Here is a 12,261-nt window from a genome sequence, read left to right as displayed (position 1 = left end):
ATCATCGCCGTTGCGCAGGATCAGAAGAACCGGGTCACGCTGATCTTGGCATTGCGCCCCTGGGTGTAGGCGTTCTCGCCCGACAGCTCCGGCCGGATGGCCTTGTTGAACAGGTTGTCCACGGTCAGGTTGACCTCGGTGCCCTTGAGGTACGGCTGCTGGGGTTTCCAGTTGGCGAACAGGCCGTGAATCTCGTACTTCTCATTGCCGAAGTTGTCGTAGTAGCGGTCGCCCAGGGCACTGGCCGGGCCCTCGAAGTACTTGTCACTGGGCAGGTGGTGGGTGGCGCCGACGAACTGCGCGGTCCAGCCGACACGGGCGTCCCAGGACGGAATCTTGACCCCCAGGGTGGTGATCCATTTCGGCGCAGGCACATCCTTGGCCCACACGTCGGGGCCCCAAGGGTTGGTGTAGGCGCCCTCGTGGCGACCTTCCATCCAGGCGTACGACACCGCGCCGAACAGGTAGGTGGAGTCGTAGAACGTCTCGATCTCGAAGCCCTTGTACTCTACGTCGCCGATGTTGCGGTAGTTGCCCATCAGGCCGCCACCGCAGGTGTTGGCGATGCTGCCGCCGGTGGCCAGTTGCTCCTGGCAGCCGACCCCGGTGGCCTTGAAGATCTCGTCGGTGATCTTGTTGCGGAACAAGGTCGTGCGTACCTGGGCGCTGTCGCCCTGGACAAACACGTTGGAGAAATCGCTGATGCTGCCCACGCGCACGCCGGTGATACGTTCCGGGTCGAGATTGCGGCTGGTGGATGTACGGCTTCCCACGCCTTGCACCTCGTACTGCTCATCCAGCACGGGGGCGCGCCAGGTCTTGCTGTAGTCGGCGAACAGCACGGTCTGCTCGGTGGCCTTCCAGAACAGCGACAGGCGTGGCGACCAGCCGCTGTAGGTCTTGTCGCTGTAGTCGTGGCCGGCCGCCGGGTTGTTGTAGTAGGGCGCCTGGTTGGGCTTGCCCTCGTTGGTGACGTGGTCATAGCGCAACGACGGCGTGATGGTCACGCTGCCCAGGGTGACCGCGTCCTGCAGGTAGTAACCCTGGCTGTCGACCTGGCCGCTGGGCATGAAGTACGGCTGGTAGTGGCCATAGTTGTACTTGGGCACTTCATAGGTCTTGCCGGGCATCCACATCTGCGTGTCGCGATCGTGGCGGCGAACCTGCACGCCTGCGGTGAGCGCGTGTTCCAGCGGACCGGTGAGGAAGCTGCTGGTGTTCTTCACATCGAGCATGCGGTCCTTGTACTCGGTGTCCATCTTGCGACCACCGGTGGACGGCTGGAAGAACGCCGTGGCTTCACGCTCGTCGGTCTGCTTGGTGTCGGACTCGGAGTATTTCACCTGCAAATCGACCCACGGATTCTCGATGGGCTGGTACTTGTAGGTGGCCGACCAGGTGGTGTCGATGGTGGTGCGATAGGCCAGGAAGCGTTTGAGAGAGCCTTCGTAGCCGTACTTCCTGATGTCCGCCGCCGAGGGGGGCGCCGGGTAGGCGGTGGCGGCGAAGGTGGTCCAGCGGTCGGTTTCGGAGCGCGAGTAGGAAAGGCCCAGGCTGTGCTCGTCGGTGAAGTGGACGTTGCCCTTGAGCAGCATGCCGTCCAGGTCCAGGGCGCTGTAGGGCACGCGCTTGGGGTTGACCGGCCACTGGTTGTTCGGGTCCGGCAGGTTGTCGGCCATTTTCAGGTTGCCGCCGTCGCGCTTGGTGTAATAGACCAGGCCGTCGAAGCGCCGGTCATCGCTGCGGCCGAAAAGCGCCGAGCTGTAGATCTGCTGATGGTCGTTGCTGGCATAGCCATACTTGAGCATGGCGCCGCTGTTGCGGCCTTCCTGCAGCAGGTCGCCGGCGTCCTTGGTCTCCATGTTGACGCTGCCGCCGAAGCCGCCGTTGCCGGTCTTCACCGAGTGCGGGCCTTTCTCCACCTCGATGTGCTTGATCAGTTCCGGCTCGATGAAGATCGTGCCTTGCTGGTAACGCTCGAAGCCGCTCTTGGGCGCGCCATCGAGGGTCATCGGCACGTCCTCGGCGTCGCCCAGGCCCCAGATGTTGATGGTCTGGCCGCCGGGCTTGGCCGAGCCACCCATGTTCACGCCTGGCAAGGTGGCCAGCACGCTGGGGATGTTGTTCGGCTGGTAGCGGTCGATCTGTTCCTGGTCGAGGGTCGAGCGTCCGACGTTGCCGGGCTCCACCTGCTTGCCGTCGCCAACGATGCTCAAGGCGCCGAGCTGGATGCTGTTGTCGGCACTCGGGGCGTCCTCGCGCAGGCGCACCACGTAGGTGTTGCCCATGCGTACGACACTGAAGCGGCTGCCCACCAGCAGGCGCCCGATGGCCGCCTCGGCCTCGAAGTCGCCCTTGAGCGCCGGTGCCTGGGCGCTGCCGAGCAGGGCCTCGTCGAACAGCAGCTGGACCTTGGCCTGCTGGGCCAGCTGGCTCAGCGAACGGGCCAGCGGTTGCGCCGGCAGGTCGAAGGGCACCGGCGCGGCTTCGGCGGCCAGGCTCATGGCCAGGCACAGGGCCAGCAGGGTGGGTCGGGCAGGCAGGCAGTGCAATGGACGCAACGCGGACAACATGAATTCCCCCAAACGGCAAAAGGCCGGAAAAAGCCCGCCATCACGCGGCAGGCGGGGAGGAAGACGCGGCGTTGCGACAAAACCTCACCTGCGAATGATAAAAATTCTCAAATTATTTTTTTAGCGTCGCTCGATGCGCAGGCGCCCGTCGGCGAGCAAGGTGGTCTTGACCGGCAACAGCGCCGGCAGGGCATTGAGCAGGGCGTCCGGGTCGTGCACGTCGAGGTTGCCGGACACCTTGTAGCGGCCGAGCGCCGGATCGGCCAGCACCACCGGGTGCTGGCGATACAGGCCGAGCTCGTCGACCAGGCTGGCCAGTTCGCGGTTGCGGAAGCTCACATGGCCCTCGCGCCAGTCGGCGACTTGCTGCTCACCGAGTTCGTGGCGTGTCAGGCTGCCGCGCGCCAGGTCGTAGGTGGCACCCTGACGGGCTCCGAGCAGCACGGGCGGTTGTCGTTCGCCCGGCGTATCGAACGCCACCTGGCCGTGAGCGACCGCCACCACCAGTTCACGCTCGCCACGGCGCAGGTCGAAGCCGGTACCGACCACGCGCACCCGGCCGCTGCCGGCGTCGACGAACAATGGGCGTTCCTTGTCGGGCGCGACCTCAATGTACAACTGGCCGCGGTCGAGGTGGATCAGCCGCCGTTCGGCGCTGAAGTCCAGGCGCAGGCGGGTCTGGGCGTTGACGTAGAGCTGGCTGCCGTCGGGCAGTTGCAGGGTCTGCAAGGCCTGGCCGGCGGCGATGCGCTGGCTGAAGGCGGTGCTGCCCGCCCCCAGGTTGCCCGCCAGCACCGCGCAGAGCAGGGCCGCCGCAGTTGCCAGGGCCGGGCGCCAGCGTGGTGCGCGGCGCACCGGCAAGGGCACGGGGCGGTTGGCCTGCTTGAGCGCGGCCAGGTCATCCCACAATTGTTCGAACTGGCGGTAGGCGCGGGTGTGCTCGGGCGTCTGCATCCACAGCGCGAACGCCTTGCGCTCCTGGCGCGAAGGCTGGTTGCGGTTGCGGCTGAACCAGCTCGCCGCCTGGGCGTCGATCGGGCGCGGGTCGAGCTCGTCGGTGGGGGTCATGGGAACTGCTCCGTGCCGTTGTCACTGTCCAGGCGTTGCTTGCATTGCAGCAGGGCGGCGGCGATGTGCTTCTCGACCATGCTGACGGAAATGTTCATGCGTTCGGCGATCTGGGCCTGGGTCAGGCCTTCGAAACGGTGCAGCATAAGGGCTTCGCGGCGTCGCGGCGAGAGTTCGCTGAGCACCTGGCGCAATTGATTCAGCCGCTGTTGCTGCTGGGCGTGGTCCAGCGGGTCATTGGCGGGAGTGTCATGTGCCTCGGGCAGGGTGTCGTCGGCCAGCACCGCGTGGCGGACTTTCTGCCGTCGCCAATGGTCGCTCAGCAGGTTGCGGGCCACCTGGAACAGGAACGCGCGCGGCTGCTCCACCTTGGCCCGGTCCCGGTAGCCCAGCCACTGGGCGAACACATCCTGGGTCATGTCTGCGGCATCGCTGGCATTGTCCATGCGCTTGCGCAGGAAATGCAGGATGTCGGCATAGAAACCGTGGGCGACAGGGTCGGGCTTGGGGCGCTGCATGCACGCTTTCCGGGCTGGCGTGGAGGAAAGGGTGCGGATCTTATCGAGAATTATTTACATTTGCAAAGTGATCGATTCAGCGCCGACGAGCGTGGTTGACGGGCACGGCGATCGCCAATTCTGCCAGCCCGAGGGGGTGACTGGCTGAGTCGAAGAAATGCAGGGGAACCTGGGCAAGATCGGCGAAGCGGTCGATAAAGTGCTGCTTCTGGTTGATGATCGAAGCCTCGCTCAATGGCCGGATGGCGATGGCCAGGTGCTGGGGCCGTGCCTGACGGATGGCCTCGAGCAGGTGTTGGTCGCTGGCATCCAGGTGCTGGCCGAACAGGCACAGGCCACCCTGTTCGCGGGCCAGTTGCCCCAGGCTCCAGGACAGGTAGTCGCTGTTGCGGATGGCGCGCAGCTTGTCCTCGCTGCGGCTCTCGTTGACGAACAGCGGCACTTCGCCGGGGATGTTGACGGCGAAGCCTTCGAGCAGCTCGGCCTGTTCCGCGCCGCGCTGGCGGGTGCTGCCGTCGGGTAGTTTAAGCAGGTGCATGCCGCCATGCAGGTGCAGCACGCGAATGCCTTCGACCTGGCTGCGGCGCACATCGAAGAAACCCTGCTCGTCGAACAGGCTGGCGAAACCTTGCGCATCCTGGGCCACGGCCCAGGGCAGGATCAGGTCGTAGTTGCTGGTGTAGACGGTGCGGTACTGGCGCAGCGCCTGGTTGATGGCCGTACGTGTCGCGTCGGGGAACAGCGGCCAGGGCAGGTGCACGGCGCGCACCGCGTGGATCAACGCTTCCTTGATCGAGTAGTAGCGGTTCAGCGGCGCGGTGGAGTTGATCGCCAGCGCGGCGTTGGCCCGTACCGTGGTGTTCAGGGTGCTGAGCACCGGCTCGAACAGTTCGCTGCCCAGGGCCTTGAACAGCGCCTGGTCGCTCACGCCCAGCGCCTTGTGTCGCACCTGCTGGGCTTGCTCGAACAACGAGAAGTAGCCGAACGGTTTCCACAGCGCGCGGCTGGCGCCGTTGCCCAGCAGCAGGGCCGTGCTGGGGTGGCGCTGGTTGAGGTCGGCCCAGGAGGGCAGGTGGGCGTCGAGTGCGGGCATGGGCGGTCCGTTGGGTGGGGCGGAAAACGCCGGGGACTTTAGCATGTCATGCAGAGTGTGCGAGGCTTGCGCCTTCAAGGACTGCACCGTTGACCTTGCCGGCGCTTCCAGAGGCTGGCCCCGATCTGCAAAGGACTACCCATGTACAAGACCCTTCTCCTGGCCACCCTGCTGGCGAGCACTGCCGCCCATGCCACTGATGGCAAGGCCCTCGCCAGCGCCCAGGACATCCCTCACCCGGCCGTGATCGCCCACCGCGGCGCCTCGTTCGACGCGCCCGAGTCCACCACCCCTGCCTACCTGCTGGCCCGTGAACTGGGCGCCGACTACCTGGAAATGGACCTGCAGCGCACCCGCGATGGCGTGCTGGTGGTGGTCCACGACGATGTGCTGGCGCGCACCAGCGACGTCGCCGAACGTTACCCGGAGCGCAAGGCCAGCCCGGTCAGCGCCTTCACCCTGGCCGAGCTCAAGGCGCTGGATGCCGGCAGCTGGTTCAACAAGGCCTATCCCCAGCGTGCCCGGGATGCGTTCAAGGGCCAGCGCATCCTGACCCTGGACGAGGTGATCGACATCGCTGAAGGCAACCCCGAGCGTCACCCCGGCCTGTACATCGAGACCAAGGAACCGGCCCAGTTCCCTGGCATCGAACAGGACCTGAAGAAACGCCTCGAAGCCCGCGGCTGGCTCGACAAGCCGGGCCGGGTGGTGTTGCAGACCTTCGACCGCAACAGCCTCAAGCTGCTGCACCAAGCCATGCCGCAGGTGCCGAAGATCCTCTTGCTGTGGGTGGCCAAGGGCAGCATCGAACCGGCCTCCGGGCAGGACTTCGCCGAGTCCGGCGAGCAGGACAAGTCGGCCTTCTACGCCCGCCAGCAACCGAAGGATCGTGCCGAGTTCGAGCGCTGGCTCGACTACGCCAAGGCCGGCGGCGCCATCGGCACCGGCCCTTCGGCGGTCCGCAGCCACCTGGGCGAGCAGAGTTATTCCGACCTGATCCAGCCCTGGATGAACCAGGCCAGCCATGCCAAGGGCCTGCTGGTGCACGTGTACACCCTCGACGAGGCGGTGGACTTCGACAAGGCGATGAAAGCCGGCGTCGATGGCATCTTCACCAATCGCGCCGCTGAGCTGATGCGCTTCTACGGCCGGCCATTGCCGCAGAACGAGGGCCAGTTGCTGCGCAAGCTGGGTTACTGATCGACAAGATGATGCTAGTGTCCTGTCTCGGAAATAAGCTGTTCACTTTTGGCGGCGTCTTGGGCGCCCGGCCGGCGTTGCCACTCCTCGCCATAGCCCTGCTATGACTCGTCGCGGCGCCTTGGCCGAACACCCAAGCCACTCGCCAAAAGAGAACGTATTTCCGAGACAGGACACTAGCGATGGCCGATTGGCATGTGTGAGAATGATAGGAATTCCTATTAACGGCCCTCGCCACATCCGCAATGACCTCCCTTTCCCGCGTTTGGCACGCCCAGCCTGCCCTCAAGGCGGCCGTCGATGATCTGCTCGCCCATTACAGCGATCTGCGCCGCTACCTCTGCGGGCGGCTGCGCAATCCTGACGACGCCGCCGATATCGCCCAGTCCAGCTTCGCCCAGGCCTATGCCCACGCGCTCAACGCACCGGTGATCAATGCCCGGGCCTTGCTGTTCCAGGCGGCGCGCAACCTGTGCATCGACCAGTACCGTCGGCGCAGCACCGAACTGGCGGCGCTGGAAGACTGGCTGGCGCGGGCCGATTGGCTCAGCCCCAGCGTGGAAGAGATCATGATCGCGCGCGAGCAGCTGCAGCACCTGATCGCCCGCATCGAACGCATGCCCAGGCTGCGCCGCGAGGTGTTCGTTCGCGTGCGCCTGCACGGCCACAGTCACCGTGAGGTGTGCGAGGCCCTGGCGCTGTCGGCCAAGTCGGTGGAGCTGCATATCGCCCGGGCGGTCTTCGACCTGTCCGAGCTGCGCCTGGCGAGCCTTCATGACTGAGCCGGCTGCGCCGCGCAAGGTGCAACAGGCGCTGGTCTACCTGGCGGCGCTGCAAGGGGACGATCCGGAGCGCGTGCGCAAGACTCACGGCTTGGCGCAGCGCTGGCGCGGGCGCAGCGCCGAGCATGAGCGCGCCTGGCTGGAAGCCGAGCAGCGTTGGCAGCTGGTTCACCGCCTCGCGCCGCAGCTGCGTGGCGCGTTGCAGCCGCAGGCCTGCGATGTCGGTCGCCGGCGGGTTTTGCGCCAGGGCGGCGCGCTGGCCTTGCTGCTGGCTGCCGGTGGCTGGCTGGGCTGGATGTACAAGCGCACCGCAGCGTTCCAGCAGGACCTGCAGACGGCCCACGCGCAAGCGCCGCAGGCGCTGGCATTGCCGGACGGCAGCCAGTTGCTGGTGGCGGCCGAAAGTAACCTGCGCGTGCGTTTCGATCATGGCCAGCGCCAGGTCCTGCTGCTGCACGGCAACGTGTTCTTCGATGTCGCCCATGAGCTGTGGCGACCGTTCCTGATCAGCACGCGCCTGGGCCTGGTGCAGGTGCTGGGCACCGCCTTCACGGTCAGTGACCGTGGCGACCGGGTCCAGGTGGCGGTGGCCAGGGGGCGGGTCCAGGTGTGCGACCTGCAAGGTGGCGAGCAGGTGCTGCAGGCCGGCGAACGCATCTGCCTGGATGGCCAGGGGCGGCTGGGCAGCTTGCGTGCCGGTGGCCGGTTTGGCCCGGACCTGGCGCACTGGCAGCGGGGTTGGTGGTCGTTCACCGACCAGCCGCTGGTCGAGGTGATCGGCGAGCTCAATGCCTATGTCGGGCGGACCGTTCGGGTCGATCCGGGGGTGGCCAACCAGCGATTGACGGGCAGCTTCCCGAGCGACCGCCCCGAGGTGTTGCTCGAGGCGTTGCCGGGGATCCTGCCGGTCAGGCTGCTGGAGCAGGGTGGCGAGCGTCTGGTCGTGCCGCGCTGACGCCCAAAAAAGTTTGAGGGGTAAACCGCCGCTGCCGCGTCATCAGCTGTGAACCCACCTCCTGCAAGGACCGATCATGTCGCTTTTCACCCCCCGCTTCCCCGGCACCCTGCGGCGCCTGGCCCTGGCCTGCGCCCTCGGCGGCAGCGGCCTGGCCCTGGCCGATAGCCAGCCGCTGAACCTCGACCTGCCGGGGCAGTCGCTGGAGGCCACGGTGCATGCCCTGGCCCATGAATCGGGGGTGGCGATCGCCGCCGACAGCCGTGTGCTGGCCGGGCGCAGCGCGCCTGCCTTGCAGGGCCGCTACACGGTGTTGCAGGCCCTGCGCCAGCTGCTGGCCGGCAGCGACCTGGTGGCGGTGGAAGAAAACGGCGTGATCATCCTGCGCGGCCCGACCGACCAGGGTGCCCTGACCCTGGGGGCGACCACGGTCAATGCCTCGGGCTTCAACAGCGACCTGCCGGAAAGCTACAGCGGTGGCCAGGTGGCCCGTGGCGCGCGCATCGGCATGCTGGGCAACCGTGACCTGATGGACACCCCCTTCAGCGTCACCGCCTACACCGCCAAGACCATCGAGAACCAGCAGAGCGGCACGGTCGGCGCGGTGTTGCGCAACGACCCGTCGATTCGCTTCAGCACCGGTGAAGGGCATGCCTACGAGAACTTCATGATCCGTGGCTATGCCCTGGACTCCACCGAGCTGGCGCTGGGTGGACTCTACGGCCTGGCGCCCGATGGTCACGTGCCGACCGAATTCCTCGAGCGCGTCGAAGTGCTCAAGGGACCGGGCGCGCTGCTCAATGGCATGGCGCCCAACGGTGGTGTCGGCGGGGTGGTCAACCTGGTGCCCAAACGCGCCGGCGATGCGCCGTTGACCCGCCTGACCACCAGCTACGTGTCCGATGGTTATGTCGCCGAGCATATCGATGTCGGCCGGCGCTTCGCCGATGGCCGCTTCGGCATTCGCTTCAATGGCGTCTACGGCAGCGGCGACACGGGTGTCGACGAACAGTCCAAGGACCGTACCCTGGCGGCGCTGGCCCTGGACTATCGGGGCGATGACTTCAAGCTCGAACTGGATGCCTACGAAAACCACGAGAAACTGGAAAACGGCAGCCCGATGATGGCCGGCTTCAGCGGCCTCAACCACGTAACCCGCGCACCCAAGCCGGACACCAACATCCTCGAAGGCATCCACGCCCGGCAGATCAGCAAGGCCGTGGTGGTGCATGGCGAGTACCAGCTCGATGACAGCTGGAGCGCCTACGCCAGCGTCGGTGGCGCGCGCACGCGCTACGATGGTTTCCTCAACGGTACGCGGGTGGTGGTGAACAAGGCCGACGGCACGGCTACGGGGGAAACCTACAACCAGGCCGGCTACACCCACAGCCTGTCTACCGAGGCCGGTCTGCGCGGCAACTTCATGACCGGCCCGGTCAGCCACCAGATGGTGCTCAGCACCACCTTGCTGCACCAGGACATCGGCCGTGCGCCAACGGTCACCGGAGCCAAGTACCCCACCAACATCTACCACCCGGGCAAGGCGATCATCGCCGGCGACCACGGCAGCAGCACCAAGACCGGCGACAACACCCTGTCGAGCTTTGCCGTGGCCGATACCCTGGGCTTCCTGGACGAGCGGGTGTTGCTCACCCTCGGGGTGCGTTCCCAGCGCGTGCGCCAGAAGATGAGCAACCCTGCGTACGACGAGCGCAAGCTGACTCCGGCCGTGGGCATCGTGCTCAAGCCCTGGGAAGCGCCGGTGTCGTTGTATGCCAACTACATCGAGGGCCTGACCCAGGGCGGCATGGTCACCGACCAGAAGGCCGCCAACTACGGCGAGCAGTTCGCGCCCTATGTCGCCAAGCAGATGGAGGCCGGGGTGAAATGGGACCTGGGCGACTTCACCCACACGCTGGCGGTGTTCCAGATCGACAAGCCCAGCATGATCTACGACAAGCCCAGCAATCGCTACAACGATGACGGCGAGCAGCGCAACCGAGGGGTTGAGTGGACGATGTTCGGCGAAGTCGTCCCCAGCGTGCGCCTGCTCGGTGGCGTGACTTACACCCGTGCGGTGCTGAGCAAGACCGCCAATGGCGCCATGGACGGCAACACCGCCCGCGGCGTGCCGGCCTGGTCGGCCAACCTCGGCGCCGAGTGGGACCTGCCCGGGGTCGAGGGCCTGACCCTGACCGTCCTGGGTATTCACAGCAGCTCCCAGTACCTCGATTCCGCCAACCAGTTGAAGATCCCGCAGTGGACCCGCTACGACCTCGGCGCGCGCTATGCGACCAAGGTGCTGAGCAAGGAGGTGACCCTGCGTGCCAGTCTGGAGAACGTCGAGAACCGCGCCTATTGGGCCGGCGTGTTCAACGACGGCTACGCCACCGTCAGCGAACCGCGCACGCTCAAACTCTCCGCCAGCGTCGACTTCTGAGGTGGGCATGCAGCGATTCAAGCGCTTGAGTGGTGCATGGCTGCTGGCTGCACTGTGCTCGAATGCGGCCCTGGCGGCCGCGCACGCCGATCTTGAGGTTGGAAAATCGGTCGCTGGCCAGGTCGACGCAGCGCATTCGCCAACCTGGCAGTTGGCGCTCAAGGCCGGGGACCTGGTGCGTGGCCGGGTCGACGGTGATATCAGCCTGCGCCTGCTGGACGCTGAAGGGCGCCCGGTACGCCTGCTGATCGACGGTCTGGACCAGCCCCGCGAGTTCCTCTTCGTCGCGCCGCAGGATGGTCGCTACGCGGTGCGCGCCGAACCCCTGGCGATACGCCCGGCGGCGCGCTTCAGCCTGAGCTTGGAGCAGGTCCTGCCTGTCGGCGAGCAACGCCGCACGCCTGTGCCCCTGCTCAGCCCGACCCTGAGCGCCTTGCAGCAGCACCTGGCAGCGGGTGGCGCAAGCGAGGCGTTCTGGCAGGCACGCGCCAGTGAGGGAACGCCCTTGGTCGAGGCTGTCCCCGGACAACCCGGCAAGCGCCTGGTCACATTCCTCTGGCGTGGGGCGCGGGACAACGTGCGGATGTTCGGCGCCCCCACAGGCAATCACGAACCTTTGTCCCGGCTGGGTGCGAGCGATGTCTGGTTCCACAGCTTCGAGGTGCCAGCGGCCACCCGCCTGAGTTACCAGATGGCGCCGGATGTGCCGGTATCCGACGACCGTCGGGTGATCCTCGCCAGCACCCGGCGCGACCCGCTCAACCCCAACACCTTTGCCGACGCCAGCGGCGATGCCTGGTTATCGCGCTCACGCCTGGAGCTTGCGGATGCGGCGCCCCAGCCCTGGGTCGCCGAGCGTGCCGGGGTGGCCCGTGGCAGCCTGGAGCGCAAGCGCCTGGCCAGCGAGGTGCTGGGCAACGAGCGCGATATCTACCTCTACCGCCCGGCGGGCTGGCGCCCGGGCAAGGCTGACCAGGCCTTGCTGGTGCTGTTCGATGCCCATGCCTACACCCGCCAGGTGCCGACCCCGACGATACTCGACAACCTGATGGCCGACGGCCTGATCCCGCCCACCGTGGCGCTGATCATCGCCAACCCCAGCAGTGAAAGCCGCGAGCGGGAGTTGCCGCCCAACCCACTGTTCGCCCGGTTCATGGCCGAAGAGCTGATGCCCTGGGCCAGCCGCCAGGGACTGGCGGCGCCGGCTTCGCGCACCGTGGTCGCCGGGTCCAGTTACGGCGGCCTGGCGTCGGCCTACATGGGCCTCAGGCACCCGGAATTGTTCGGTAATGTGCTGAGTATGTCCGGCTCCTACTGGTGGCCGATGGCCGGTGAAGAGCCTGGCTGGTTGACCCGCGAGTACGTCAAGGCGCCGCGTCAGCCGTTGCGGTTCTACCTGCAGGCGGGGCTGTTCGAGGGACCGAGGATCCTCGATACCAACCGCCATCTGCGCGATGTGTTGAAAGCCAAGGGGTACCGGGTGGAACAGGTGGAGTTACCTGCCGGCCATGACTATCTGCAATGGCGCGGGAGCCTGCCCTGTGGGTTGATCAGCTTGCTTGGGCAGGGGACACAGGCTGTGGCGCGGGCTTGTGTGCCGTAAGCGTTCGGCGATAGATCGTCCGCGCCTAT

General features: G+C 66.5%; 9 protein-coding genes. 5 read left to right on the top strand and 4 right to left on the bottom strand.

The annotated features are described in order from the left end of the window. Positions 1–20: 20 nt before the first annotated feature. The 4 genes from POF53_RS20715 to POF53_RS20700 form a co-directional block, all read right to left on the bottom strand. Positions 21–2,573: a TonB-dependent receptor gene (locus POF53_RS20715; protein WP_232854624.1), complete on the bottom strand. Its 2,553-nt coding sequence runs from the start codon at positions 2,571–2,573 to the stop codon at positions 21–23. 120 nt (positions 2,574–2,693) lie between these two features. Then, a complete protein-coding gene (locus POF53_RS20710; RefSeq protein ID WP_203647832.1) occupies positions 2,694–3,641 on the bottom strand; it encodes a FecR family protein in 948 nt (315 codons plus the stop codon). Then, positions 3,638–4,159 carry an RNA polymerase sigma factor gene (locus POF53_RS20705; RefSeq protein WP_203647831.1) on the bottom strand — a complete coding sequence of 174 codons (522 nt, stop codon included), beginning with the start codon at positions 4,157–4,159 and terminating at the stop codon, positions 3,638–3,640. The genes POF53_RS20710 and POF53_RS20705 overlap by 4 nt, the downstream gene beginning before the upstream one ends. Before the next feature lie 76 nt (positions 4,160–4,235). Beyond that, positions 4,236–5,252, bottom strand: coding sequence for a DUF4917 family protein (locus POF53_RS20700; RefSeq protein WP_203647830.1), 1,017 nt, complete (start codon positions 5,250–5,252; stop codon positions 4,236–4,238). 141 nt (positions 5,253–5,393) lie between these two features. Here POF53_RS20700 and POF53_RS20695 point away from each other — a divergent pair, with 141 nt between their 5' ends. The 5 genes from POF53_RS20695 to POF53_RS20675 all read left to right on the top strand — a co-directional run bounded on the left by POF53_RS20695 (position 5,394) and on the right by POF53_RS20675 (position 12,232). Next, positions 5,394–6,452, top strand: coding sequence for a glycerophosphodiester phosphodiesterase family protein (locus tag POF53_RS20695; protein WP_475860894.1), 1,059 nt, complete (start codon positions 5,394–5,396; stop codon positions 6,450–6,452). A gap of 245 nt (positions 6,453–6,697) precedes the next feature. After that, on the top strand, positions 6,698–7,234 hold the full coding sequence (locus POF53_RS20690; protein ID WP_203647828.1) for an RNA polymerase sigma factor: 537 nt from the start codon (positions 6,698–6,700) through the stop codon (positions 7,232–7,234). After that, entirely contained in the window at positions 7,227–8,189 is a 963-nt protein-coding gene (locus POF53_RS20685) for a FecR family protein (protein WP_498969220.1), read from the top strand. Before POF53_RS20690 ends, POF53_RS20685 begins: the two co-directional genes overlap by 8 nt. Positions 8,190–8,265: 76 nt before the next feature. After that, complete coding sequence (locus tag POF53_RS20680) at positions 8,266–10,629, top strand: TonB-dependent siderophore receptor (RefSeq protein WP_498969219.1); 2,364 nt, start codon at positions 8,266–8,268, stop codon at positions 10,627–10,629. 7 nt (positions 10,630–10,636) lie between these two features. After that, on the top strand, positions 10,637–12,232 hold the full coding sequence (locus POF53_RS20675; RefSeq protein ID WP_498969217.1) for an alpha/beta hydrolase: 1,596 nt from the start codon (positions 10,637–10,639) through the stop codon (positions 12,230–12,232). Positions 12,233–12,261: the final 29 nt, after the last annotated feature.

Origin of the sequence: Mitsuaria sp. RG, assembly GCF_028369275.1 — a bacterium.
Classification (GTDB): domain Bacteria; phylum Pseudomonadota; class Gammaproteobacteria; order Pseudomonadales; family Pseudomonadaceae; genus Aquipseudomonas; species Aquipseudomonas peradeniyensis.
This window is presented reverse-complemented; position numbering and strand designations above follow the sequence as displayed.

Excerpts from the sequence above, each read along its gene's own strand:
- POF53_RS20715 (WP_232854624.1), bottom strand. The coding sequence starts at position 2,573 with ATGTTGTCCGCGTTGCGTCCATTGCACTGCCTGCCTGCCCGACCCACC.
- POF53_RS20710 (WP_203647832.1), bottom strand. The coding sequence starts at position 3,641 with ATGACCCCCACCGACGAGCTCGACCCGCGCCCGATCGACGCCCAGGCG.
- POF53_RS20705 (WP_203647831.1), bottom strand. The coding sequence starts at position 4,159 with ATGCAGCGCCCCAAGCCCGACCCTGTCGCCCACGGTTTCTATGCCGAC.
- POF53_RS20700 (WP_203647830.1), bottom strand. The coding sequence starts at position 5,252 with ATGCCCGCACTCGACGCCCACCTGCCCTCCTGGGCCGACCTCAACCAG.
- POF53_RS20695 (WP_475860894.1), top strand. The coding sequence starts at position 5,394 with ATGTACAAGACCCTTCTCCTGGCCACCCTGCTGGCGAGCACTGCCGCC.
- POF53_RS20690 (WP_203647828.1), top strand. The coding sequence starts at position 6,698 with ATGACCTCCCTTTCCCGCGTTTGGCACGCCCAGCCTGCCCTCAAGGCG.
- POF53_RS20685 (WP_498969220.1), top strand. The coding sequence starts at position 7,227 with ATGACTGAGCCGGCTGCGCCGCGCAAGGTGCAACAGGCGCTGGTCTAC.
- POF53_RS20680 (WP_498969219.1), top strand. The coding sequence starts at position 8,266 with ATGTCGCTTTTCACCCCCCGCTTCCCCGGCACCCTGCGGCGCCTGGCC.
- POF53_RS20675 (WP_498969217.1), top strand. The coding sequence starts at position 10,637 with ATGCAGCGATTCAAGCGCTTGAGTGGTGCATGGCTGCTGGCTGCACTG.